The sequence below is a fragment of the Bradyrhizobium liaoningense genome (assembly GCF_018130825.1).
In the GTDB taxonomy this organism is placed as follows: Bacteria; Pseudomonadota; Alphaproteobacteria; order Rhizobiales; family Xanthobacteraceae; genus Bradyrhizobium; species Bradyrhizobium liaoningense_B.
The window spans coordinates 435,322-458,069 of the sequence record NZ_JAFCJS010000004.1; the positions used below are offsets into that span (position 1 = coordinate 435,322).

General features: G+C 64.8%; 24 protein-coding genes. 7 read left to right on the forward strand and 17 right to left on the reverse strand.

The annotated features are described in order from the left end of the window. Positions 1-89 precede the first annotated feature (89 nt). Positions 90-524: a DUF2147 domain-containing protein gene (locus JQ603_RS20725; RefSeq protein WP_212342113.1), complete on the forward strand. Its 435-nt coding sequence runs from the start codon at positions 90-92 to the stop codon at positions 522-524. Here the strand turns inward: JQ603_RS20725 and JQ603_RS20730 are convergent. After that, complete coding sequence (locus JQ603_RS20730) at positions 521-1,675, reverse strand: DUF3095 domain-containing protein (protein WP_212342114.1); 1,155 nt, start codon at positions 1,673-1,675, stop codon at positions 521-523. The two genes, JQ603_RS20725 and JQ603_RS20730, sit on opposite strands and share 4 nt — an antisense overlap. Positions 1,676-1,878: 203 nt before the next feature. On the opposite strand from JQ603_RS20730, the gene JQ603_RS20735 reads away from it, so the two are divergent. Continuing rightward, positions 1,879-2,268: a hypothetical protein gene (locus JQ603_RS20735; protein WP_212342116.1), complete on the forward strand. Its 390-nt coding sequence runs from the start codon at positions 1,879-1,881 to the stop codon at positions 2,266-2,268. 4 nt (positions 2,269-2,272) lie between these two features. Here the strand turns inward: JQ603_RS20735 and JQ603_RS20740 are convergent, their stop codons facing one another. The 5 genes from JQ603_RS20740 to JQ603_RS20760 form a co-directional block, all read right to left on the reverse strand. Further along, the gene (locus JQ603_RS20740; protein WP_212342118.1) at positions 2,273-2,482 is read right to left on the reverse strand and encodes a hypothetical protein; all 210 of its coding nucleotides are present in this window, start codon (positions 2,480-2,482) and stop codon (positions 2,273-2,275) included. A 126-nt stretch (positions 2,483-2,608) separates the two neighbouring features. Then, positions 2,609-3,331: an SDR family NAD(P)-dependent oxidoreductase gene (locus tag JQ603_RS20745; RefSeq protein WP_212342119.1), complete on the reverse strand. Its 723-nt coding sequence runs from the start codon at positions 3,329-3,331 to the stop codon at positions 2,609-2,611. After that, positions 3,324-4,706, reverse strand: coding sequence for a class I adenylate-forming enzyme family protein (locus JQ603_RS20750; protein WP_212342121.1), 1,383 nt, complete (start codon positions 4,704-4,706; stop codon positions 3,324-3,326). Before JQ603_RS20750 ends, JQ603_RS20745 begins: the two co-directional genes overlap by 8 nt. Beyond that, complete coding sequence (locus JQ603_RS20755) at positions 4,693-4,938, reverse strand: acyl carrier protein (protein ID WP_015688794.1); 246 nt, start codon at positions 4,936-4,938, stop codon at positions 4,693-4,695. Before JQ603_RS20755 ends, JQ603_RS20750 begins: the two co-directional genes overlap by 14 nt. A gap of 146 nt (positions 4,939-5,084) precedes the next feature. Then, a complete protein-coding gene (locus JQ603_RS20760; RefSeq protein WP_212342123.1) occupies positions 5,085-6,899 on the reverse strand; it encodes a long-chain-acyl-CoA synthetase in 1,815 nt (604 codons plus the stop codon). Positions 6,900-7,130: 231 nt separating this feature from the next. Between JQ603_RS20760 and JQ603_RS20765 the strand changes: the two genes are divergently transcribed. Further along, positions 7,131-8,111: a Bug family tripartite tricarboxylate transporter substrate binding protein gene (locus tag JQ603_RS20765; protein WP_212342125.1), complete on the forward strand. Its 981-nt coding sequence runs from the start codon at positions 7,131-7,133 to the stop codon at positions 8,109-8,111. A gap of 89 nt (positions 8,112-8,200) precedes the next feature. Further along, positions 8,201-8,977: an SGNH/GDSL hydrolase family protein gene (locus tag JQ603_RS20770; protein ID WP_212342126.1), complete on the forward strand. Its 777-nt coding sequence runs from the start codon at positions 8,201-8,203 to the stop codon at positions 8,975-8,977. 25 nt (positions 8,978-9,002) lie between these two features. Here the strand turns inward: JQ603_RS20770 and JQ603_RS20775 are convergent, their stop codons facing one another. The 5 genes from JQ603_RS20775 to JQ603_RS20795 all read right to left on the reverse strand — a co-directional run bounded on the left by JQ603_RS20775 (position 9,003) and on the right by JQ603_RS20795 (position 13,028). Beyond that, positions 9,003-9,272 (reverse strand): DUF3551 domain-containing protein, encoded by a 270-nt coding sequence (locus JQ603_RS20775; protein WP_212342128.1) that lies wholly within the window; start codon positions 9,270-9,272, stop codon positions 9,003-9,005. 27 nt (positions 9,273-9,299) lie between these two features. Beyond that, positions 9,300-9,578, reverse strand: a complete 279-nt coding sequence (locus JQ603_RS20780) for a DUF3551 domain-containing protein (protein WP_212342130.1) — start codon at positions 9,576-9,578, stop codon at positions 9,300-9,302. A gap of 183 nt (positions 9,579-9,761) precedes the next feature. Beyond that, entirely contained in the window at positions 9,762-11,636 is a 1,875-nt protein-coding gene (htpG, locus tag JQ603_RS20785; RefSeq protein WP_212342132.1) for a molecular chaperone HtpG, read from the reverse strand. 126 nt (positions 11,637-11,762) lie between these two features. Beyond that, positions 11,763-12,176 carry a hypothetical protein gene (locus tag JQ603_RS20790; protein ID WP_212342134.1) on the reverse strand — a complete coding sequence of 138 codons (414 nt, stop codon included), beginning with the start codon at positions 12,174-12,176 and terminating at the stop codon, positions 11,763-11,765. A gap of 252 nt (positions 12,177-12,428) precedes the next feature. After that, entirely contained in the window at positions 12,429-13,028 is a 600-nt protein-coding gene (locus JQ603_RS20795; RefSeq protein ID WP_212342136.1) for a nuclear transport factor 2 family protein, read from the reverse strand. 189 nt (positions 13,029-13,217) lie between these two features. Between JQ603_RS20795 and JQ603_RS20800 the strand changes: the two genes are divergently transcribed. After that, positions 13,218-14,066: an energy transducer TonB family protein gene (locus JQ603_RS20800; protein WP_245003738.1), complete on the forward strand. Its 849-nt coding sequence runs from the start codon at positions 13,218-13,220 to the stop codon at positions 14,064-14,066. 82 nt (positions 14,067-14,148) lie between these two features. On the opposite strand, the gene JQ603_RS20805 is transcribed toward JQ603_RS20800, so the two are convergent. Beyond that, the gene (locus JQ603_RS20805; RefSeq protein WP_212342140.1) at positions 14,149-14,955 is read right to left on the reverse strand and encodes a response regulator; all 807 of its coding nucleotides are present in this window, start codon (positions 14,953-14,955) and stop codon (positions 14,149-14,151) included. Positions 14,956-15,176: 221 nt separating this feature from the next. Here JQ603_RS20805 and JQ603_RS20810 point away from each other — a divergent pair, with 221 nt between their 5' ends. Together JQ603_RS20810 and JQ603_RS20815 are read left to right on the forward strand one after the other, a co-directional pair. Then, positions 15,177-15,410, forward strand: a complete 234-nt coding sequence (locus JQ603_RS20810) for a NepR family anti-sigma factor (RefSeq protein WP_080135209.1) — start codon at positions 15,177-15,179, stop codon at positions 15,408-15,410. Next, entirely contained in the window at positions 15,410-15,958 is a 549-nt protein-coding gene (locus JQ603_RS20815; protein ID WP_018646832.1) for a sigma-70 family RNA polymerase sigma factor, read from the forward strand. Before JQ603_RS20810 ends, JQ603_RS20815 begins: the two co-directional genes overlap by 1 nt. Before the next feature lie 67 nt (positions 15,959-16,025). On the opposite strand, the gene JQ603_RS20820 is transcribed toward JQ603_RS20815, so the two are convergent. The 5 genes from JQ603_RS20820 to JQ603_RS20840 all read right to left on the reverse strand — a co-directional run bounded on the left by JQ603_RS20820 (position 16,026) and on the right by JQ603_RS20840 (position 22,728). Next, complete coding sequence (locus tag JQ603_RS20820; protein WP_212342142.1) at positions 16,026-16,724, reverse strand: nitroreductase; 699 nt, start codon at positions 16,722-16,724, stop codon at positions 16,026-16,028. Positions 16,725-16,891: 167 nt separating this feature from the next. Further along, complete coding sequence (locus JQ603_RS20825) at positions 16,892-18,136, reverse strand: acyl-CoA dehydrogenase (RefSeq protein WP_212342144.1); 1,245 nt, start codon at positions 18,134-18,136, stop codon at positions 16,892-16,894. A gap of 136 nt (positions 18,137-18,272) precedes the next feature. After that, on the reverse strand, positions 18,273-19,517 hold the full coding sequence (locus tag JQ603_RS20830; protein ID WP_212342146.1) for an acyl-CoA dehydrogenase: 1,245 nt from the start codon (positions 19,515-19,517) through the stop codon (positions 18,273-18,275). Between the two features lie 116 nt (positions 19,518-19,633). After that, on the reverse strand, positions 19,634-20,761 hold the full coding sequence (locus JQ603_RS20835) for an acyl-CoA dehydrogenase family protein (protein ID WP_212342147.1): 1,128 nt from the start codon (positions 20,759-20,761) through the stop codon (positions 19,634-19,636). A gap of 95 nt (positions 20,762-20,856) precedes the next feature. Next, positions 20,857-22,728, reverse strand: a complete 1,872-nt coding sequence (locus tag JQ603_RS20840; RefSeq protein ID WP_212342148.1) for an AMP-binding protein — start codon at positions 22,726-22,728, stop codon at positions 20,857-20,859. Positions 22,729-22,748 lie beyond the last annotated feature (20 nt).

The following is a 22,748-nucleotide window of genomic DNA, read 5'->3' on the forward strand; positions in this document are numbered from 1 at the left end:
GCAAATCGCGCGCAGGAATGTGATTCAATCCGGCGTTGCACTATCCTGCCGGACTGCTATGGAGGCGCCTCCATTTTCGGGGCCTCTCCATGTTCAGCAGATTCGCCATCCTCTCCGTCATCCTGACTGCGCTGCTTGGCGCGACGGCCGCGCATGCGCAGAGCGCCGACGGGACCTGGCTCACCCAGGCCGGCGATGCCCGCGTGAAGATCGGCAAGTGCGGCGGCGGCATCTGCGGCCACATCGTCTGGCTGCGCGAGCCCATGGACACCGCGACCGGTCAGCCCGCCACCGACAGCAAGAATCCCAATCCCGCGCTCGCAAAGCGCCCGATGATCGGCCTGCCGCTGTTCAGCGGCATGCAGCCGTCAGCTCCGAACAAATGGTCCGGCCAGATCTACAATGCCGATGACGGCAGCACCTATGCGAGCAGCGTCACGGTCACGGGCGCGGATTCATTGCGGGTCGAAGGCTGCGTCGGCGCGCTCTGCGGCGGCGAGACCTGGACGCGCGCGGGGCGCTAGCTCGCCGCCGCCATCATCGCCTTCAGCGCCGTCGCCGCCGAGGCGTAACCGCCCCGCGCGCCGTCGATGAAGTGTACGTGATCGCTGCGCAGCGCCGACGGCGTGAAGCAGGTCATCATCGCGGCATCCTGCTGATAGAGGCCGTAGCGCACGACGCCGTCGCGCGCGGCGGCCGCGAGACGATCGCTCAACGCGCGCTCGAGCTGCGGCGTGCAGTCGAGAATCATGCGCAGGCCGTCGTCATATTTGCGGAAGTCGGAATTCTCGACGACCTGGCGTTTGTAGAGGCTGGGCACGAAACCGCCGATCTTGATGTCGAAGCGCATGATCAGATAGGCGAACAATGTATAGGCCAGCACGGTGGCTCTGCGCGCGATCAATGGACCGCCGCGCCTGGTGCGGGCTTCGAAGTCCAGCCCCTGCGGCGGCCATTTCAGCGGCGGCCCCTGCGGCGGTACCGGGCGGCCGCCCTCCGGGCTGCGCTCGACGAGATGGATGATGTCCTCGATCACCTTGCGGAACGCCTGCGGATCGACGCCGCGCACCGGCATCACCAGCACCGACAGGATCAGGCCGCGCGCAGCCGGCATCACCTCGAAGCGGCACGACAGGCCGGAGAGGTCAGGTTGCGTCCCGGCGGGCGCTTCCGACACGGCGAACTCGCCGCGCTTCATCGCGGCATCGGCCCAGGCGAGCCCGCCGCCGGAGAACATCGCGTAGGACAGGTTCGGCGACGGACCGAAACGCGCGACACGCACATCGAGGCCCTGCGCCCGGATGGCGCTCACCGGCACCAGCGCGATGCGCATCTTCAGATCGAGATCCTCCCGCACCCAGGTTGCCGTCGCCGCCAGCGCATCGCGGGCGCGGTCGAGATCGCCGGGCGCGACCGCAAAGCTCGCGCCGTCGCCGCCGAACACGAAGGGGAATTCCCGCCCCTCCAGCGCATTGGTCACCGCCGCGATCACGGCCGCACCGGCCATGTTGACCGCCTTGTAGCGCTGCGCCGCAATCGCCTTGGTGGAATCGACGATGTCGGCGACACCGATGCTCCAATCGTCCGGCAGCGGCGCATAGAGCGAGGGATCCATCAGGCTGGTGAAGCCGCGGAAGACGGGAATGCCGCCGTAGAAGGATTCGCCTGATGTCATCGGGTGAGGCCGGATGGTTGGGAGCGTCCGAAATCAGATACGTGGCAGGGTCGATCAGGGTTCGCTTCCCGATCATTGGCCGAAACGGAGCCGGACAACAAGATCGCAGCGCGCCGCAATGCCGCAGATGGTCATTGATCGGCATCAAACAGCCGGCCGCGAATGACGTTTACGGTTGGTCCATCTGAAACGGTCGCGCGGGGATGATCGGGGTGTCTGATTTCGGCAGCAAGGACTCCGCCTCGCCGGTTCGCCGGCGCACCGGGCTCGATGCGATCAGTGCGGTCAAAATGCCGGAGATGCTCACCGCCGCCGTGGATGCCTGGGCCGAGGTCCATCAACTGTCGCGCTCGGATGCGATCTGCAAGCTGGTCGAGCTTGGCCTGAAGATCGCGCCCGCCGCGCCGGCATCAGCGCATTCGGTCGCATCGGACGCCACCCGGATCGAGGAGCTGGCGGTGCATGAGATCGAGGGGCTGCTCGATCCCGCCTTGCCGGAGGACGAACGCGATCGCCGTATCCGCCGCCTCACCGAGGGGCCGCCGGAATTCTTACATCAACGGATTGACCTGCCGAAGCAGCATCGGACCTGAAGGCTTAATGCAGCTTCTCGTCCTGGCGCTTGCGCAGCTTGGATGCCGGGACGTCGTGGCAACCGACCAGACGCACGAATTGCTGCGGGTACATCTCGTAGCCGTGATCGCCGGAATTCTGATGCGACATCGGCGGACAGCGGGCGTCATCCGGCTTCGCGCGCGATGGCTCGGTCAGAGCCTGACTTGAAGCGGTCATGTTTGAAGTGGCCATCGACTGCTCCCCTTCGATTAGGGCAGATCGATTGACGTAACCCAATCGATTGCGGGGTATCTTAAGACCAAATCCGGCGTGCTGTCATTGCGCCGGATCAACGCAATTGTGGCAGCTCGGTTCCGCTTACGCCGTATTCCCTGCGTCGACCGTGAACACGGTACCGGTGACGTTGCGGCCGCCCTCGCCCAGGAGATATTCCACCATGCGTGCGACGTCATCCGTCTCCGGCAGACGGCGCAGCGCGCTGCGTCCCGCGATGCGCTTGCGGCCTTCGTCAGAGAGATTGTGCGTGAGCTCGGTGTCGATGAAACCAGGCGCGATCGCGTTCACGGTGATGCCGAGCTTGCCGACCTCGCGCGCAAGCGACCGGGTGAAGCCGGTCGCGGCCGCCTTGGTCGCCCCATAGACGGAGAGGCCGTTGTAGCCGGTGGTCGCGATGATCGATGAGATGTTGATGATGCGGCCGGCGCCGTCGGCCATCATCTGCCGCGCCACATATTTGGTGAGGATGATCGGCGACAGCACGTTGAGCTGCACCAGCGCCTCGATCTCGGAATTGTGCATGGTGGCGAGCAGGCCTTCGGTGCCGAGGCCGGCATTGTTGACGAGGCCGTAGATCGGGCCGAACTCGTCGCGCACGAGTTTTGCGAAAGCGGGGATCGCGTCGATCACGGCGAGATCGCAGGCGCGGAAATGCAGGCGGCCGTCGGAGGCGGCGATGGCCGCCTTGAGCTCGTCGCTCTCGCGGCGCGCCGCCGCGATCACGTTGAAGCCGGCAGCGACCAGGCGCTCGCCGATCGCCAGTCCAATGCCGCGGCTGCCGCCGGTGACGAGAACGTTATGCATCGGTGCGCGCCAGTTTTCCGGCCGGGGTGACGTCGAGCGCTTCGACGAAGCGGATCACCGCCGGCACCTTGTGGGACGCGAGCTGAGCGCGGCACTGCTCCAGGATCTGGTCGCGGATCTCCTTCACCCGGGCCTGATCGGTGCCCTCGGTGAGGATCACGTCCGCAACGACGATGCCGCCGGTAATCGGGCTCTTGCGCGATTTGGCCCGCGACATCCGCACATCCGCGTGACGATTGATCACCGCTTCGATCTCTTCAGGATGGACCTTCAGTCCGCCAATATTGATGATGCCGCCACGGCGGCCGACAAAATAATAGCGGTCGCCGCGCAATTCGACAATGTCGCCGCTGTCGACAAACCCGTCCTCGTCGGCGAGCGCGGCCGCATTGCGGCCGATGTAAGCATGGGCCGTGCGCGCCGAGCGGATCCGCAGCGAGCCGTCCACGACCTTCATCTCGACGCCGTTGCGGTTGCCGAGATAGTCGGCCGGAAAACCCTCGAGCCCGTCATTGACGGCGAAGCCGACGCCGGCCTCGGTCGAGGCATAGGCATGGCCGACGGAGGAATTGGGGAACGCCGCCTTGAGGCCGTCGAGCACGGCCTGGTCGGCGATCTCGCCGGAGAGACGGACGTAGCGCGGCGCGAAGTGCGCCGCCGAACCGCTCATCAGGAGCTTGCGCCAATGCGAGGGCGTGCCGGAGATGTGCGAGACGCCGCGCGCATTCAGCCGCGCGACGTGATCGGCGAGCGCCTCATGCGGATCGGACAGCACCATCGAGCCGCCGGAGAGAACGGCGCGGAGGAAGATCTGCAGGCCGCCATAGCGGCGGATGTCGTAGAACGTGGCCCAGACCGGCGCAGGTCCGCGCGCGGGGCCTTCGGCGACGATGGCGCCGGTCAGCGCTTCCAGGGTGTGGCCGGCGATCTTGGGTACACCGGAGGTGCCCGAGGTGAGCATCAGCCATTCGGTGGCGCGCTCGGTCCTTGCCGGCGCCGTGGCTTGAAGCGGCAATTGTGCGGTGACGATGAGCGGCACGCCGGTCTCCGCCCAGTGATCGGGCTCGTCGGTGACGACGGCATCGATCCCGGCATCGGCGATCAGCGTGTCGAGATGCGCCGGGTTGAGGTCCGGCGGACACAGCAGCATGCGACGGGCGATACCGTCGAGCTCGATCATGGCAAGGCCCGACCGGAGCTGGTCGGACAGCTTGAGCAGCACGGCGCGGCCGGACAATTCGTGCAGCCGGCCGGCCAGGACCGTCTGCGACAGGATGTCGGTCAGCGACACGACATCATGCGCATCGGAGATCGTGCGGCCCTTCAGCTCCGCGCCGAGATGGTCGCGGAGCGCAAAGATTTCACGCGGGGACATTTTCGTAGGCCCGCACGAAATCGCCCACCGTGGCGGGGAACGCTGCGTCCTCGGAAATGGTGAAGGGATCGACACCGGTCTCATCCTCGAGGCGGGCGACCAGGATGGCGAAGGCGAGCGAGTCGAAGCCCGTCTCGTGCAGGGACAGATCGTCCGAAAGCGCGGGCAGCGTGACGTGCTGCTCCTTGGCGATCTGCTGGATCGCTTCGATGACCTTAGACCTTACCGACATGGCTGGCTCTCTTTTGTTGTCGATCGCAGTGTTGCGGCGGCTCTTGATGACCGCCTCCCCATGGCCGTCTGTTTACCCGACAGAAGTAAATGGCTTCTTGGACAATTCAGAGAAAATTGGACCTATCTGCCGGATTTTGGTTGCGGTTAGAGCCGGATCGTACCGTCGACGATCTCGGCATAGGTATTGGAATCGAGCGCAACATAAGCGCCGGACTTGGGCTCGAGCATGAACAGCGGATCGGAGACCGCGGCCGGGTCAAAGCCCTCGCGGGCCAGCTCGCCCTTCTTCTGCTTGAAGGTCTCGGTGGCATCGAGCTCGCGCGAGATGCGGATGAAGACCGGGCAGGCGTAAGCCGGCAGGCGCTGGCTGAGATGCGCAGGCAGTGCGGTGATCTCAAAGCCCTCGTTCACGACGATCGCGCTCATGCCGGCGCGGCCGTCGGTACCGGGAATGCTGACGCCATAGGTGGTGGCGTCGACCACGCCGGTGAAATCGCGCACGGCATCGTTCACCTCCGAGGTCGCGACGTTCTCGCCCTTCCAGCGGAAGGTGTCGCCGATGCGGTCGACGAAATGAAAGAAGCCCTTGTCGTCGAGCCGCATTAAGTCGCCGGTGCGGAACCAGGCATCGCCCTTGGCGAAGACGTCGCGCAAAATCTTCTTCTCGGTCTCGCCGGCATCGGTATAGCCCTCGAAGCGGCCGCCGCCCTGGTCCGCGGTGCCGATGCGGCCGATCGCTTCGCCGGCCTCGCCGCGGGCGCAGGCGAGGCAGAAGCCGTCTTCATTGCGCAGCGGCGCGCCACTGTCAGGGTCGAGCTTGACGATGCCGGCGGGAAAGCGATGCGCAAGCAGCGGCGGAATGCGTCCGATCGCGCCCACCTGTCCCTCGACGTTGAATAGCGAGAAATTGCCTTCGGTGGCCGCATAGAATTCGAGGATGCGGGGAATGGCGAAGCGGCCCTGAAAATCTTCCCAGATGTCGCCGCGCAGGCCGTTGCCGCAGACGAGCCGCAGCCGATGCCGGTTCTCGTATTCCGACGGCGGTGCCTTGAGCAGATAGCGGCAAAGCTCGCCGATATACTGGAACAGCGTGCAGTCGTGCCTGACGATGTCGGGCCAGAACTGCGAGGCCGAGAATTTTTCGGCGATCGCCACCGAGCCGCCGGCAGCCAACATGCTGCAGGGCGCGACGATGCCGCCGACCGAGTGAAACAGCGGCAGGCAGTCGTAGAGCCGGTCCTGCGGCGTGGCGCCGGTGAGGCCGGCGAACCAGAAACCCCAATTGAGGATGCGGCGGTGGCTGATGCTGGCCGCCTTCGGCAGGCCCGTGGTGCCGGAGGTGTAGATCAGCAGCGCACGGTCGTCGATGGTGACGTCGCCACGTTCCTCCGCCAGCAGCGGACCGTCGTCGAGCGCGGCGAGCGCCACGTCGATAGCACGCTCGCTGCGGGCATCGCCATGGGTCCAGACCTTCGCGTCCGTCTTCAGATACGGCTTCGCGCTCTCCAGCATCGCCACCAGATCGTGCGCGACGATGATGTGCAGGGGACTTGCGACATCGAGGCAATGCGCGAGCGATTGGCCGACGAGCCTGGTGTTGATCAGCGCAACCACACCGCCGATCCGGCTGATGCCGAGCCACGCCGCGACATAGTCGATGCCGTTCGGCATGATCAGCGCAACGGTATCGCCCTTGGCAACGCCGACCGAGCGCGCCCAGCGCGCATAGCTGGTAACGCGTTTCGCCAGGCCTTCGTAATCAAGCGTTGCGTCATCGGCGATCAGCGCAACGCGGTCGGGCTGGCGCTGCGCCCAATCGTCGACGACGTCGGCGAACAGGCGGCCCGGCAGCGCCTCGATCCGCGCGGTGAGCTCGATGGCCTTCAGCCAGATCTTGGATGCCGACGGCGCGCGCGCGGCTTTCGGTTGCTCGGTGACCCCGGTGGTCATGCCGTTCATTCTTTCGGAACGTGTCTGCTGTTGCCGGCAGCTTAGCTCGCGCGTCCTGCCCAGGCGTTAAGAGACAAGGTAAAAGCCGGTTAGTGCGCGATTAACTCTAGTCATCCTTTACCAAGCCGGCGGGAACGGCGTGCGGCCCGGGGCGATTCTTGCGATAGCAGGTCCAGTCATTCGGGCGCGCTGCGCGCATCCCCGCGCCCGCTTGCGGGGAGAGGCGAACTGGAGGCAATCATGATCACCAGACGACATTTCCTCCGGACCGCCGCTTGTACCGCAGCCGCGCTCGCTGCGCCGCGTGCGTTTGCGCTCGGCAACCCCTCTTATCCCTCGCGCAGCGTGAAATGGGTGGTGCCCTACGCGCCGGGCGGCGCGACCGACGTGCTGTCACGACTGCTCTGCCAGCGCCTGTCCGACCGGCTCGGCCAGACCTTTGTGGTCGAGAACAAACCCGGCGCCGGCAGCAATATCGGGACGCAGGCCGTGATCGCCTCGGCTCCCGACGGCTACACGCTGCTGCTGACCTCGACCGCGAACGCGATCAATGCCTCGTTCGATCCGGCGCTGCCGTATGATTTCGCCAAGGGCATCGCGCCGGTCGCAGGCGTCGCGCGGATCCCGCTGGTGCTGGTCGTCAATAACGATCTGCCGGTGAAGAGCATTGCCGACTTCATCGCCTACGCCAAGGCCAATCCCGGCAAGATGTCGATCGCCTCCTCCGGCATCGGCACCTCGCTGCATCTGTCCGGTGAGCTGTTCAAGTCGCTGGCCGGCGTGCAGTTCACCCACGTGCCCTATCGCGGCTCGGCGCCGGGCCTGACCGACGTGATGAGCGGCCAGATCCAGGGCATGTTCGACAACGTCACCTCGTCCTTCGAGCTGGTGCGCGCCGGCAAACTGCGCGCGCTCGGCGTCACCACGCGCGAACGCTCGGAGATTTTGCCGGACGTGCCGCCGATCGCGGACACGCTAGCCGGCTATGAGACGAGCTCGTTCTACGGCGTCGGCGCGCCGCACGACACGCCGCTCGAAATCGTCGACCTCCTCAACCGCGAGATCGACACCGCCCTTTCCGACGCCGAGATCAAGGCTCGCATCGCCGAGCTCGGCGCGATCCCGCTGCACGGCAGTGCCGGCGCGTTCGGCGGCATGCTGACGGCGGAGACCGAGCGCTGGCGCAAGGTGGTCGCGTTGTCGGGGATCAGGAAGGAATAGCGATCCGGCCTCGCCGCGGCTAGGCGATCCCTGGCAAACCGGCTACTCTCTTCTACCCTGCGTTGTCGGAGTTGAAAGGGAGGCGACCCGTGGCTCTCGATCCGTCGGAATTTCCTGTCCAGGTCGCGCCGTTCGAGCAACCACTGACGAATTTTGCCAGCCGCGTGAAAGATGGGCAGGCCAGGGTGGTCGCAATCGGCTCGTCGACCACGGCGGGCGAAGGCGGCATCGCTCCCTATCCGCAGCGGCTGCTGGCGGCTCTGCGGATCAAATTTCCAAATGTCGCAATCGAGGTGATCAATCGGGGCGTCGGCGGCGAAGACGCGCCTTTGGAGCTGAAGCGGTTCGACCACGACGTCTTCGATCTGAAACCCGATCTCGTCATCTGGCAGGTCGGCACCAATTCGGTGTGGCAGGCCGACGGTCCCTCGTTCGCGGCCACCACGAAGGCCATCCGTGAAGGTGTCGACCGACTGCTCGGCGCCGAGCGGATCGACGTGACCCTGATGGACCTGCAATATGTGCCGGCGGTGCTGACACCGGCCAAGCGCAAGAAGGCGGACGCCATGGTCGCGGCGATCAGCCAGATCGCGCACAAGAAACGCGTCAACGTCTTCCGCCGCTTCTCGCTGATGAAGGGCTGGAATGAGGTCGCCAAGATCTCGTTCGACCGCCTGGTGGACCCGGGCGACGATACCAGGCTGCATGCCAGCGACTGGACCACGGACAAGATGACCTGGCAATTGGCCGATGCGATCGCCGCCGCGACCAGCAAGGCGCCTCACGGCACCTCAAGCATGATCCGGAAAAGTGCGAAGCGGGTTTCCGGAAAGATCGCGCGTCAACAACAGCCTAAAGCGCGATGACGATTCATCCAAATCTCATCGCGCTTTAGCCGATTCTGCCGCGGCGCAGACGTGGCGGTGGTGCGTTGACCGGATAATACGGATTGAGATCGCAGGTCGCGGCGCGGCCTGAAGCGGTGGCGCGGCACTGCGGCAGCGACGCGAAGGAGCAGTCGTACCACTCCCCACCACCGCCATTCGCGCCGGAATAGACATGCATGCAGACGGGAAAATTGGGGTCGAAGGTCTGCGCGTGCGACGGCACGGTCGCAAGCGCCGCGCCGACGATCATGACTAGGCCGAATGAGAAACGCATGAAGAACCCTCCTGCGCTCCGGATTGCTCAATATACCCTCTTGTGACGCTTGCGCGGAGGCGGCGGCGGTTCGTCGAAGGCATAATAGGGATTGAGGTCGCAGCTCGCAGAGCGGCCTGACGCCGTGGCGCGGCACTGCGGCAGCGAGGTGAAGGAGCAGTCGTAATAGTCGCCGCCGCCTCCGCGGCCGCCCAGCGTATAGACGTGCATGCACACCGGATAGCGCGGATCATAGGTCTGCGCGCTGGCATCCGCCGCGACAAACAGCGTGGCAATCGCGGTGAGGGTCAGGATCGGCAAACGCATGGAGACATCCTCGAATCGGTGGCGTCGGCAGATCGGATGCCGACGCCCTCCTATGACATAACACCGCCGCGGAGGCGACTGTTCCCAGGGACATATGACGGCAAGGTGAGGTGGGCTTGTCGCGACGCGCGTCGTCATGGCCGGACGTGACCCGGGCATGACGAGCAACGACCCCGCGCCAAGCTAGCCCAGCCCCTGCAGCACCAGCCGGTTCAACCTCGCCGCAAACGCCGCGGGGTCTTCCGGCAACTCGCCGTCCAGGATCTGCGCCTGCTCGAGCAGGAGCAGGCTGAGATCGTCGACGTCCCCGGAGCCGGCCTGGGCCCTGGTGATCGCTCCCACCATCGGATGGCGCAGGTTGATCTCGAGCACCGGCTTGGTGCGCATGCCGCGGTTCTGCTGCGACAGGATGCGCTCGAGCTCGCGGCTCGGGCCCTGGCTGTCCGCAACGAGGCAGGAGGCCGAGCTGGTGAGGCGCGTCGAGGCCTTGACGTCGCTGACGCGCTCGCCGAGCGCGGCCTTGATCACGGCGATGGTGGCCGCTTCATCGGCGACGGGCTCGTCCTTCTTCGCCTCGTCCTTGTCGTCGAGGCGTGGGATCAGGTCGAGATTGAGATCGCCCTGGCTCAGCGACTTCAGCGGCTTGCCCTCGAACTCCGTCGGCATCGAGGTCCAGAAGGCATCGACCGGATCGGACAGCAGCAGCACCTCGATGCCGCGCGCGGTCGCAGCTTCCAGCCGCGGGTTGGACTTCAGCCGCTCGATGCTGTCGCCGACGAGATAATAGATCTCGGTCTGGTTCGGCTTGAAATCGGCGACGACCTCTTTCAGCGACCGCTTCTCGCCCGAGGTCGTGGTGAATCGCGACAGCGCCAGCAGCTTCTCGCGCCGCTCGAAATCCTCGTAGATGCCTTCCTTCAGCACCGCGCCGAAGGCGTCCCAGATCCTGGCGAAGTTCTCGGCATCCTTGTCGGCGAGGCTTTCGAGCTCGGACACGACGCGGGTCGCCACGGCCTTGCGTATCTGCGCCAACTGCGGATTGTTCTGAAGCATCTCGCGCGAGATGTTGAGCGGGAGATCCTCGCTGTCGACGACGCCGCGGATGAAGCGCAGGTACCCGGGCAAGAGATCGGCATCATCGGTGATGAAGACGCGGCGGACGTAGAGCTTCACCCGGCCCTTGCGGTTCGGCTCGAACAGGTCGAACGGCTTGGCCGAGGGCGCGAACAGCAGCACGGCGTAGGAGTAGCGCCCTTCGGCGCGGTAGTGCAGCGTCATCGCGGGATCGTCGAAGGCCGAGGCGATCTGCTGATAGGCCTTCTTGTAGTCCTCCGGCGTGAGCTCGGATTTCGAACGCTGCCACAGCGCGCTCGCCGAGTTGATCTGGCGTGGCTCGCCCTCTTCCGGCACCAGCTCGATGGGGAACAGGATGTTGTCGGAGTAAGCGCCGACGATACGCTCGATCTCGTAGGTTTCGAGGTATTTCTTGGCGTCGTCCTTGAGATGCAGGACGATCTCGGTCCCGCGCACGAGGCGCGAGGCGTCCTCCTCGCTCGCCCGGGCGATCTCGAAGCCGGAGCCGCCGGAAGACGTCCAGGTCCAGACGTCGCTCTCGCCGGCACGGCGGCTGATGACGACGATCCTGTCGGCGACCATGAAGGCGGAATAGAAGCCGACGCCGAACTGGCCGATCAGGCCGAGACCGTCCTTGGCTTCCTTCAGCCTGGACACGAACGCCTTGGTGCCGGAACGGGCGATGGTGCCGAGATGGTCGATCAGCTCCTGCCGCTCCATGCCGATGCCGTTGTCGGCGATCGTGAGCGTTCCGGCCGTCTTGTTCGGGATGATGCGGATCTTGAGCGCGTCGCCCTCGCCCAGCAGCGCCGGATTTGCGATCGCCTCGTAGCGCAGCTTGTCGCAGGCATCCGAGGCATTCGAGACGAGCTCGCGCAGGAAGATGTCGGTCTCCGAATAGACGGAATGCACCATGAGGTGCAGAAGCTCGGAAACCTCGGCCTGGAAGGGCTGCATATGCACAGCCGTATCTGACGTCGTCATGCGTTTATCCGGTCAAATCAGAGGGGAAAGCCCGGATATAACGCGATGGGAGGGCGGATCAAGAGGACGTGAAGCGGTGAGCCCCTGCCTGGGGCGGACGCGATCCTGCCCATGGACGCTGGGCGCTCAGGTCACGCAACGGCCGGGCTGGAGCAGCTTGGCGACCTCGGTCAGCGAGCTGACCATCGGCTCGCAGGCGATCGTCGGCTTGTTGCGGCCCTGCTGCTTCTTCTGGTTCTGGAGCAGCACCGGCGGCTTGGCGTTGCCGGTCTCGATCACCGCGGGGACCCGCAGCAGCACCGAGGTATCGGCGAGGTCGTTCAGCCGCATCGACACGGTGCGGGTGGGAACTGCTGGCTGCTTGATCTCGGCCAGCCGGTCGGTCTTGCCGGCCCGATTGACGTTGTGTCCCGGCTTGTCAGACTTGTCGGCGACCGCCTGCCAGCGGTCGGCCAGATCGTGGCCGGAGGCGAATTGCACGGCGCCAAGCGTTGCGGCAATCGCGAAGGCACCCAAAAATACCTTTTGAATCTGTGACATGGTTGTCAATCCCTCGCCCCATGGCGATCGAGGGAACAACGCGAGCGGAGGACCGGCGGTTCTCGGCCGTCACGATCACTTAACCGTGTGCGAAAAGCTCGGGGCGCCCATGCAAAAAAATTCGCAACCGCCTGGAACGAGTCCGGTAGTCGGGAGTCGTCTCTGCAGCCGGCTATTCCCCCCTGCCCCATAAGCCGGCGACGTAGGGCGCGACTGTGGTGATGCCAGTCGCGCCTTACTTTTGTCTGGGGCTCACTTCGCTTTCCCCGCCAGCCAGTCCCGCCCCTCGCCGTAGAGCTTCTCGACCTCCGCACCGGTGAGGCCAGGCATGTCGCGCTTCACCTTGTAGCCGATCAGCTCCTGCATGTAGGCGAGGTGGCGGTAGCCTTCGGGAAGTGCGGCGAGCGCCTTTTGATCGAGGCGGAGCGTCGCGGCGGGATCGACCGGGTCGATCCGGTCCTTCTCGTAGATCGGCTGGCGGCGGACGATGCCCCATTTCCCGTGCCGCTTCTCCAGGAAATCGTAGAAGCGCCCGGTGCAGACGACGTCGCAGAGCACGTCGTGCACAGGTGCGCGCTGCGAGATCGTCATCTTGGTCTGGGCGATGGCGCGTTCGCCGGACAGATCGATGCTGGTGCCGCCGAGGAAATGCAGGATGCGCACGCCCCTGGCGAACCCCTCCTGGCTGACGCGCATGAAATCCCGCGCCGGCCCCTGAAACCAGGTGGCGGACATCCACCCCTCCTCGTGCCAGACGGTCGCAAAACGCTCCCAGTCCCCGGCGTCGCGCCAGACCGCCCAGTTCTCGACGAGGTCGCGGATGGCGAGGCGATCGAGGAGTTGCTGGTCCATGGTGCGCTTCTCCCGGCGGCTTGAGGCTGCGATGAATGTCATCGGCCCGAAATATCAACGGGGCAATGAGGTTGGCGTCAAGCGTTCGATGCCTCGGGGCCGTTCGAATTGCCCACAGCGAGAGAAACGCGATACGAGCAGCGAGCCTTGCAATCAACCGGACCGCGATTAATATCCGCAGCGATGCAGATGAAATTCCCCTTGCTGGCCGCGTTTCTCGGATTGCTCGCGGCTTTCCCCTCTCACGCGCAGACTGATACGCAGAGCGAAAGTGCCCAGGCCTGGAAAGCGAAGCTGTCGGCGCACATCGCCAAGAGCAGGCTATTTCCAGCCCAGGCACTGGGGCAAACCGGGGAGGCCAGGGTAGGCTTCGTCATCGACCGGTCCGGCAAACTGGTCTCGCGGGCACTGGCTGCGAGCACAGGCTCGCGACTGCTCGACGATGCTGCGCTGGAGATCGTCGTCCGTGCCCAACCGTTTCCGGTGCCGCCTTCGGAGCTGAAGGAAGAGACTTTCTATTTCGTAGTGCCGATTGTCTTCGACGGCCGTCAATTCCAGGTGCCGACCAACGGGCTAGTGCTGAGCACGCCGGCTTCCGGCTTTGCGGAGTCCGAGGCTATGGCCGCGTGGCGCAAGGCGGTCACCGAGCACGTCTGGCGCAACAGGGTATTTCCTCCACAGGCGATCGGCCGGAGGGGTGATGCCGGCGTCATATTCGTTGTCGACCGTTCGGGAAAACTGATCTCGAACGCACTGATAGAAAGTTCGAGCTTCCCACCGCTGGATGCCGAGGCGCTCGCGATGATCGAACGATCCAGGCCATTCCCGAAACCGCCCGCTGACGCGAAGGACGATCTGCAGAGAGTGACCGTCCTCATGACTTTCGACGGGATCGGGCCGAATCTGGCGCCGTCGCCGGAACGAGAAAAAAAGCTCCAATCCTGGGTCGAGGACCAAGCCAAGCTGAATGCAAAATCCCCTGGGCCAGACGACACCAAGCTAAATTCCATGCTTCGCAGCATCTGCCGAGGTTGCTGAGGCAAGAGCAAACCAACTCTCCGCCACACATGGAAACGGCGCGCCTCGCGACGCGCCGTCTTCTTGTCCGATAGATACTTCCTTACGCCGCCGGCACCTTCGGCGCGCGGTTGCGGGAGTTGCGCTGGAAGAACAGCGCCTGGCTCGCCACCGCCGACACCATCGCCGGCTGGAACGGTTTTGAGATCAGGAACGCCGGCTCCGGGCGTTCGCCGGTGAGGAAGCGCTCCGGATAGGCGGTGATGAACACCACCGGCACCTCGAAGGTGCGCAGCAATTCGTTGACGGCATCGAGCCCCGACGAGCCGTCGGCGAGCTGGATGTCGGCAAGGATCAGGCCGGGTCGCTTGTTCTTGGCAAGCGCCACCGCGTCGGCATGGGTGCGCGCAACGCCGACGACATTATGGCCGAGATTCTTCACCAGGCTCTCGAGGTCCATGGCGATGAAGGTCTCGTCCTCGATGATCAGCACGTCGGTGGCGATCTCGGCCGCCATCTCGCGCCCTGCGGCGTCAGCGAGCCGCCGCGTCTCGGAAACGTCAGTGCTGAGGATGAAGGCGACTTCCTCCTCCGAAAATCCCTCCAGCGACAGCAGCAGGAACGCCTGCCGCGGCAACGGCGTGATGTTCGACAGCCGCCGCTCGGGTGGCATCGGCAGAGGCGTCACCTCGGCATCATCGTTGACGGAAACCGAATTCCAGATCTGGGTGAACAGCCGGAACAGGCCCGCGCGCGGCCCGTGGCTCTCGTCGAGCACCGACGGATCTCCCAGCATGGCTTCCAACATGGCTGCGACATAGGCGTCACCGGAGGCCTGGCTGCCCGTCAGGGCGCGTGCGTACCGGCGCAGCAACGGCAAGTGTTCAGCGACAAGCTGTGAACGGGACATCCCCACTCCATTCATCTTCGGGCCAATCTTAGAGAAACAGGAACAACGAGGGGAGGCCCGGGTTCCCCTGCAGGGCTGACTACGCCTCAGGACAAGAAAAGTTCCGCGAGAGGGGGAACTTTTTGACGAACCTGGAATTGTGCCTATCCAGGGAACGGCTCCCGGTTGAGAAAACTTCTCGAATTTACAGTAACTTAACTCGGGGAAACGTGGAACAGGTCATGAAAGATCTCAAGTCTCAAGCCAGCAAAAGCACGACCCCCGGCAAGGGAGGCCTTACTCCGGAGATCCAATCCCGGATCGGGCATCAACTGCGCGCCATGTACGACGATGTCGTGCGGCAAGGGGTTCCGGACCGGTTCGCGGAACTGATCAAGAAACTTGATGCGCCGGGAGGCGCACCCCAAGTGGAAACGGATGGGGGCTCCAACGACAACAACAATGGGAGGGATTAATGCCTCTCACGGAATCCCTGCGTAACGACATCCTTGCGGCCGTGCCAAGTCTGCGCGCGTTCGCGATCTCGCTCAGCGGCAATGCCGACCGGGCCGACGATCTGGTTCAGGAAACGCTGTTGCGCGCGCTCGCCAACATCGACTCCTTCCAGCCCGGGTCCAACCTGCCGGCCTGGCTGTTCACGATCCTGCGCAACCTGTTTCGCTCCGACTATCGCAAGCGGCGGCGCGAGGTCGAGGATGCCGAGGGCAATTATGCGAAGACGCTGAAGACGCAGCCCTCGCAGAATGCGCATCTCGAGTTCGAGGAGTTTCGCGGCGCGCTCGAGAAGCTTCCGCAGGACCAGCGCGAGGCCTTGATCCTGGTCGGCGCCTCCGGCTTCTCCTATGAGGACGCGGCCTCGATCTGCGGCTGCGCGGTCGGCACGATCAAGAGCCGCGTCAATCGCGCGCGCTCGAAGCTCGCCGCGCTGCTCTATGTCGACGGCGCCGAAGACTTCGGGCCCGACGAGACCGTGCGTGCCGTGATCGGCGGCAGCGGCGGATAGCGTAGCCATCGGGTCCTCAGCAGACGTGTGAAGGCGGCCGTTCGCGCGGCCGCCTTCGCGTACGTCCTCACTCTTCCACGAACGTCACCGTATCAGGCACGCTCGCGCGCGAGGTGCGGTAGCTGTTGACCTTGTGGGCGTGGTCGGCATAGCCGAACGAGATGCCGCAGACGACGCGGCGGTCGTCGGGCAGATTGAAATGGCGGCGGATCAGGCCGGAATGGCGCGCCAGCGCCGCCTGCGGAATCGTGCCGAGCCCGAGCGCCTGCGCGGCCAGCATGAAATTCGAGACATAGGCACCGCAATCGATCGCGCCGTAGATGCCGAGCGGCTCGTTGGTGTGAATGATCGCGATATGCGGCGCACCGAAGAAATTGTAGTTCTCCAGCGCCTGCTTTGCGTAGGCGCTTCTGTCGCCGCGGGCGATGCCGAGCGTGTTGTAGAGCTGAAAGCCGCTCTCGCGGCGGCGCTCGAGATAGACCCCGACATATTCGCGCGGCGGGGTGAAATCGTAATCGTCGCCGAGCCCCTTCGAAGCCTCCGCGTAGATCGCCTTGCGAAAACGCTCCTTGGCCTCGCCGCTGGCGATGATGACCTGCCAGGGCTGGCTGTTGCACCAGGACGCGGTGCGCTGTGCGGTGGTCAGCACATGCTCGATGGTGGCGCGGTCGACCTCCTTGGGCAGGAAGGCGCGAACGGAGTAGCGCTCGTTGAGGAGCTCTTCGAGCACGCCGATACGATCGTTTTGTTTCACTTGTGCGTCCATGAATCAGCTCGCATTCTTCGTAGGGTGGGTTAGCTCGCGGCTGTGCGAAGCACAGTCCGCTAGCGTAACCCACCTCTTTTGTTTCCGCTTCGGCAGAAGAGGTGGGTTACGCCCAGCGGTTTGCGCTTCGCGCAATCCGCGGGGCTAACCCACCCTACAAGACCATATCACCGTCCCTTGGTCGGGATCTTGTTATACGGCACGTCCTTGTCGACGCGGATATCGCCCGGCAGGCCCAGCACGCGCTCGGCGATGATGTTGCGCAGGATCTCGTCGGTACCGCCGGCGATGCGCATCGAGGGCGAGGATAGCAGCATCTGCTGGAATTGGCCCTGCACCGTCTCCTCGTCGCTGCCGGTCAGAACACCGGCCGCGCCCTGCAGGTCCATGGCATAGGTCGCGATGTCCTGCAGCATCATGCCCGACACCAGCTTGCCGATCGAGTTCTCCGGCCCCGGCCGCTCGCCCTTCGACAGCGCCGAGATGGTGCGGTAGCTGGTGTATTTCAGCCCGCTCGACTTCGCCGCCCAGCCCGCCAGCTTGGAGCGCACGGCGGGATCGTCGATGGCGAGCCCGTCCTCCAGCATCAGGCTGGAGCAGAACTCGAACATCTCAGGCACGCCGGTCGCAAGCCGTGCGCCGATCGACATGCGCTCGTTCATCAGCGTGGTCAGCGACACGCTCCAGCCCTCGCCGACCGCGCCGAGCCGCTGGCTGTCGGGGATCACGACGTCGGTGAAGTAGACCTCGTTGAACTCCTGCATGCCGTTGGCCTGCTTGATCGGCCGTACCTCGACGCCCGGGCTCTTCATGTCCAGGAAGAACATGGTGAGGCCCTTGTGCTTGGGCACATTCGGATCGGTGCGTGCGATCAGAAGACCATAATCGGAATAATGCGCGCCCGAGGTCCAGATCTTCTGGCCGTTGACGACCCAGTTGTCGCCCTTCTTCTCGGCGCGGGTGCGCAGGCCGGCGACGTCGGAGCCGGCGGAGGGCTCGGAGAACAGCTGGCACCAGATCTCCTCGCCCGAAGCGAGCTTCGGCAAGTAGCGACGCTTGGCATCCTCGCTGCCGAAGGCCATCACGGTCGGCCCGCACATGCCCTCGCCGATCTGGAACGGCTGCGTCAGCTTGCCGTAGACGCCTTCCTCCTGCTGCCAGATCACCCGCTCGATCGGACTCGCGCCGCGGCCGCCATATTCCTTCGGCCAGTGCAGGCAGGACCAGTTGCCCTCGAACTTCTTCTTCTGCCAAGCCTTGCCGACATCGACGATGTCGTGCTTGGCAAGCCGAATGCGGCCGAGCGAGGACTTTGACAGTTCGGCCAAAAACTCCTTCGGCGCGTTGGCCTCGACCCATTTGCGCGCGGTCTCGCGGAATGCGGCTTCCTGCGGGGTGTCGTCGAAATTCATCTTCGAACTCTCCTCTCTCGTGCCCCGGACGCTGCGCAGCGCGAAGCGTTGCGCTGCAGAGCCGGGGCCCATTGTGGCTTTCTGGGTCCCGGCTCTGCGAAGCAGCGCCGCGCGCTGCATCGCGTCCGGGACGCGGCTAGCCTCTTCCCTTGGTCGGGATCTTGTTGAACGGCACGTCCTTGTCGACACGGATATCGCCGGGCAGGCCCAGCACCCGCTCGGCGATGATGTTGCGCATGATCTCGTCGGTGCCGCCTTCGACGCGTGTGCCCGGCGCACGCAACAGCATCGCCTGGAAACGACCGGCCAGCTCGGCATCCTCGCCGCTGACCACGCCGCTCGCGCCCTGCAAGTCCAGCGCATAGGTCGCGACGTCCTGGATCATCGAGCCCGCCACCAGCTTGCCGATGGAGTTTTCCGGCCCCGGCCGCTCGCCCTTCGACAGCGCCGAGATCGCGCGCATGCTGGTGTATTTCAGCCCGCTCGCCTTCACCGCCCAGTTCGCCAGCTTCGAGCGCACCGCGCGATCCTCGATCGCCGGACCGTCGTCGAGCATCAGGCTGGAGCAATATTCGAACAGCTCCGGGAAACCGGTCGAGACGGCCGCGCCGATCGCGCTGCGCTCGTTCATCAGCGTGGTCAGCGAAACGTTCCAGCCGTCGCCGACCTCGCCGAGGCGCTGATGATCGGGGATGCGGACATTGGTGAAATAGACCTCGTTGAAGTCGGAGGCGCCGCTCGCCTGCTTGATCGGCCGCACCTCGACGCCCGGGCTCTTCATGTCCAGGAAGAACATGGTGAGGCCCTTGTGCTTGGGCACGGTCGGATCGGTGCGGGTGAGCAGGATGCCGTAGTCGGAATAATGCGCGCCCGAGGTCCAGATCTTCTGGCCGTTGATGATCCAGTCGTCGCCGTCCTTTTCCGCGCGGGTTCGCAGGCCGGCGACGTCGGAGCCACCTGCGGGTTCGGAGAACAGCTGGCACCAGACCTTCTCGCCGGAGGCGAGCGGCGGCAGATAGGTGCGCTTATGCTCCTCGCGCGCGAACGCCATCATGGTCGGTCCGCACATGCCGTGGCCGATGATGAACATGCGGGACAGCTGGCCGAACGGTCCTTCTTCCTGCTGCCAGATCACGCGCTCGATCGGCGATGAACCGCGACCGCCATATTCCTTCGGCCAGTGCAGACAGGCCCAGCCGGCATCGGCCTTCTTCTTCTGCCAGGCCTTTGCGACCTCGAGAATGTTGGCGTTCTTGAGCACGGTGCGGCCGAGCGAGGATTTGCGCAGCTCTTCTTCGTATTGCTTCGGTGCGTTCGCGCCAATCCAGGCGCGGGCGGTGGCGCGGAATTCGGCTTCCTGCGGGGTGTCGTCGAAGTTCATGACGCTTCTCTTCTTCGTAGGGTGGATTAGCCGAAGGCGTAATCCACCAATTCTGTCGAGCATTGCCGGCGGATGGTGGGTTACGCCTTCGGCTAACCCACCCTACGCACCTGTCGTTACGCCGCGTTCTTCTTGCGCATGCGGTCGATCAACTGGTCTTCCCAATAGGACAGGCTGCCGAGTCCCAGCGCCATCGCGTTGGCGCGGCGGTAGTACATGTGGCAGTCGAACTCCCAGGTGAAACCCATGCCGCCGTGAACCTGGATGTTGTTCTTGGCGCAGTGCTGGAACGCCTGCGTCGCGCTGATGCGCGCGGCCGCGGCGGCTTCCGGCAATTCGGCCGCATTGGTCGAGAGCGCCCAGGCGCCGTAATAGCTGTTGGAGCGCGCCAGCGTCGCCGAGACATACATGTCGGCCAGCATGTGCTTGACGGCCTGGAACGAGCCGATCGGACGGCCGAAGGCGATGCGGTCGAGCGCGTAGTCACGGCCCATCTCCAGCGCGCGGTCGGAGCCGCCGACCTGCTCGAAGGCGCACAGCACCGCGGCGCGATCGAGCACCTGAGTCAGGATGCTCCAGCCCTCACCGGCCCCACCGAGCGGCTCGGCCTTGCAGTCTTTGAAGGTGATCTCCGCCTGCCCACGGGTCGGATCGAGATTGGTGAGGCTTTTGACCTCGACGCCGCCCGCCTTGAGATCGACCAGGAACAGCGAGATGTCGTTCTCGCGACCGCTCGATCCCGTGCGCGCGGCAACCACCGCGAAGTCGGCGATCGCGCCATCGGCGACCGGCTTCTTGACGCCGTTGAGCACGCCGTTCGCAGCCGCGACCTTGACGTTCTTCGGCGCCGGATTGCCCTTGCCCTCGAACAGCGCCAGCGTGCCGATCGCCTCGCCTGCGGCGATCGCGGGCAGCCATTTCTTCTTCTGCGCGTCGCTGCCTGCGATCAGCAGCGCTTCGGCGGCAAGATAGACGGTCGAGGAGAACGGCACCGGCGCGTTGGCCCGCCCCATCTCCTCCGCGATCACACAGAGCTCGAGATGGCCGGCACCGGCGCCGCCGAACTCTTCCGGGATCGCAACGCCAAGAAAGCCCATCTCGGCAAGGCCCTTCCACAGCTCCTTGCCGTAGGGCGCCTTGCCGTCGAGCACGACGCGCACCGCCTTGGGCGAGCATTTTTCCGCGAGGAATTTGCGCGCCTGGTCGCGGAGCTGTTTCTGGTCGTCGGAGAAATCGAAGTTCATGGCGGGCTACCTCTTATTCATTGTTATTCAGACCGTCATTCCGGGGCGCGACGAAGTCGCGAGCCCCGGAATGACGAATGGAAAGAGCGTCGTCTTCATTTCAGCACGATCACATCTTCATCCGGCTTGTCCGCATAGAGCCGCTCCACCAGCGCGGCGCGGCGTTCGAGGCCGGCGCGCTGGTTGATGTAGCCCTTGTCGGTGAGCTCGTTGCCGTCGATCGAGGGCGGCTCGACCATCAGCATCGCGCGGGCGATGATGCGGCTGCTGGCGCCTTCGCACTCCCGGTTGTGAGTCTCCAGCCCGCGCCTGAAGCAGGCGATCACCTCGGGGTGCCTCACCGCATCCGCAAAGCTCAGATCGGGATTGCCGACGAGCTGGCGGCAGGCATGCAAATTGGGCCAGGCCAGCAGGCCGATGAAGGCGCGATCCTGACCTGCGACCAGCGCGTCATGCACGACGGGCGTCGCCGCCGCGATCGTATCGGTGCGGAGCGAGCCGACATGGACGAAAGTGCCTGTGGTGAGCTTGAAGTCCTCGACCACACGGCCGGCGAAGATGATGCCCTTCACCGGATCGGCATCGTCGACGAAAATGCCGGCATCGCCGATGCAGTAAAAGCCTTCTTCGTCGAACACCTTCTTGGTGAGATCCGGCTGGCCGAAATAGCCGGGCGTGACGTTGACGCCGCGCAGGCGCAGCTCGTATTTCGAGCCGCACGGCACCATCTTCAGTTCGACGCCGGGAAACGGCAGGCCGATCAGACCGACGCGCTCGGTATCCCAATAGGTGCCGGTCGAGGTCGGCGCGGTCTCGGTCGAGCCCCAGCCGGTGTAGAACACGATGCGCTCGCCCGTGGTCTTCACGGCGAGGGCCTGCATGCGCTCGTAGAGATCGTCCGGCAGCCGCGCGCCGCCATAGGCCATGATCGAGAGGTTCTTGAAGAAGGAGCGGCACAGCGCGTCATCCTTCTCCATCGCAGCCGCAAGCGCGGCATAGCCGGCGGGAACGTTTGCGTAATAGGTCGGCGAGATCTCGCGCAAATTGCGCAGCGTCTCCTCGAACTGGCCCGGCATCGGCCGGCCGTCGTCGATATAGAGCGTGCCGCCATCGACCAGCACAGGGTGGAACGCCGCGTTGCCGCCCATCGTGTGATTCCACGGCATCCAGTCCAGCATGGTCGAGATCGGACCGTCAGGTGTGCGCGGCCGCACCTGCATCATCATCGCGGCATTGGCGCACATCATCTCCTGCGTGTTGATGACGGCCTTGGGCATACCGGTCGAGCCTGATGTGAACAGCAGCTTGCCGACAGTCTGCGGCGTGATTTTTGCGATCGACGCATCGACGTCAGGCGTCACAGGCGTCGCGGCGAGCTCGGCGAAGCTGACGCTCTTGGTGCCGTCGCAGGGCCGCGCGACGTGAACCACGGTGACATCGCTGAGGTCCAGCGCTTTCAACGCCTTCTCGAAGGTCGGGCCGTCCTGCACCATCACCACGGCCGGCTTGATCAGGTCGAACAAATATTTCAGCTTGACGTGATCGTGGCTCATCAGCGAGTAGGCCGGCGACACGGGAGCAGCCGGAGAACGCGCCTGCATCGCGGCCTGCGTCATCAGCGCATGCTCGATCGAGTTGCCGGAGAGGATCGTGACCGGACGTCCCTCGAGCTTGAGGTTGAGCAGGCCTTGCGTCAGCGCATCGACCGTGCGCTTGGCTTCGCCATAGGACACCTTGCGCCATTCGCGATTGGAACCGCCGCGCTGCGCGAGCCAGATGCGCTCGGGCGCTTCCTTCGCCCATTTCGCCAACGAGGCCGGGATGTGTGTCTCGTGGGCTTGCAGCGGAATGCGCGACTTCAGCACCACCGTGCCGTCGGCGCGCCGCTCGACGTCGATGTCGCGCTTGAGCCACTCGACCTTGCGAAAGGCGGGCTTCGTCATCACCGCCGCCGCGCTCCCACTCATTTTGCGTCTCCCGGAATTAC

Coding starts and splice junctions, on each gene's coding strand:
- JQ603_RS20725 (WP_212342113.1), top strand. CDS start 90: ATGTTCAGCAGATTCGCCATCCTCTCCGTCATCCTGACTGCGCTGCTT.
- JQ603_RS20730 (WP_212342114.1), bottom strand. CDS start 1,675: ATGACATCAGGCGAATCCTTCTACGGCGGCATTCCCGTCTTCCGCGGC.
- JQ603_RS20735 (WP_212342116.1), top strand. CDS start 1,879: ATGATCGGGGTGTCTGATTTCGGCAGCAAGGACTCCGCCTCGCCGGTT.
- JQ603_RS20740 (WP_212342118.1), bottom strand. CDS start 2,482: ATGGCCACTTCAAACATGACCGCTTCAAGTCAGGCTCTGACCGAGCCA.
- JQ603_RS20745 (WP_212342119.1), bottom strand. CDS start 3,331: ATGCATAACGTTCTCGTCACCGGCGGCAGCCGCGGCATTGGACTGGCG.
- JQ603_RS20750 (WP_212342121.1), bottom strand. CDS start 4,706: ATGTCCCCGCGTGAAATCTTTGCGCTCCGCGACCATCTCGGCGCGGAG.
- JQ603_RS20755 (WP_015688794.1), bottom strand. CDS start 4,938: ATGTCGGTAAGGTCTAAGGTCATCGAAGCGATCCAGCAGATCGCCAAG.
- JQ603_RS20760 (WP_212342123.1), bottom strand. CDS start 6,899: ATGAACGGCATGACCACCGGGGTCACCGAGCAACCGAAAGCCGCGCGC.
- JQ603_RS20765 (WP_212342125.1), top strand. CDS start 7,131: ATGATCACCAGACGACATTTCCTCCGGACCGCCGCTTGTACCGCAGCC.
- JQ603_RS20775 (WP_212342128.1), bottom strand. CDS start 9,272: ATGCGTTTCTCATTCGGCCTAGTCATGATCGTCGGCGCGGCGCTTGCG.
- JQ603_RS20780 (WP_212342130.1), bottom strand. CDS start 9,578: ATGCGTTTGCCGATCCTGACCCTCACCGCGATTGCCACGCTGTTTGTC.
- htpG (WP_212342132.1), bottom strand. CDS start 11,636: ATGACGACGTCAGATACGGCTGTGCATATGCAGCCCTTCCAGGCCGAG.
- JQ603_RS20790 (WP_212342134.1), bottom strand. CDS start 12,176: ATGTCACAGATTCAAAAGGTATTTTTGGGTGCCTTCGCGATTGCCGCA.
- JQ603_RS20795 (WP_212342136.1), bottom strand. CDS start 13,028: ATGGACCAGCAACTCCTCGATCGCCTCGCCATCCGCGACCTCGTCGAG.
- JQ603_RS20800 (WP_245003738.1), top strand. CDS start 13,218: ATGAAATTCCCCTTGCTGGCCGCGTTTCTCGGATTGCTCGCGGCTTTC.
- JQ603_RS20805 (WP_212342140.1), bottom strand. CDS start 14,955: ATGTCCCGTTCACAGCTTGTCGCTGAACACTTGCCGTTGCTGCGCCGG.
- JQ603_RS20810 (WP_080135209.1), top strand. CDS start 15,177: ATGAAAGATCTCAAGTCTCAAGCCAGCAAAAGCACGACCCCCGGCAAG.
- JQ603_RS20815 (WP_018646832.1), top strand. CDS start 15,410: ATGCCTCTCACGGAATCCCTGCGTAACGACATCCTTGCGGCCGTGCCA.
- JQ603_RS20820 (WP_212342142.1), bottom strand. CDS start 16,724: ATGGACGCACAAGTGAAACAAAACGATCGTATCGGCGTGCTCGAAGAG.
- JQ603_RS20825 (WP_212342144.1), bottom strand. CDS start 18,136: ATGAATTTCGACGACACCCCGCAGGAAGCCGCATTCCGCGAGACCGCG.
- JQ603_RS20830 (WP_212342146.1), bottom strand. CDS start 19,517: ATGAACTTCGACGACACCCCGCAGGAAGCCGAATTCCGCGCCACCGCC.
- JQ603_RS20835 (WP_212342147.1), bottom strand. CDS start 20,761: ATGAACTTCGATTTCTCCGACGACCAGAAACAGCTCCGCGACCAGGCG.
- JQ603_RS20840 (WP_212342148.1), bottom strand. CDS start 22,728: ATGAGTGGGAGCGCGGCGGCGGTGATGACGAAGCCCGCCTTTCGCAAG.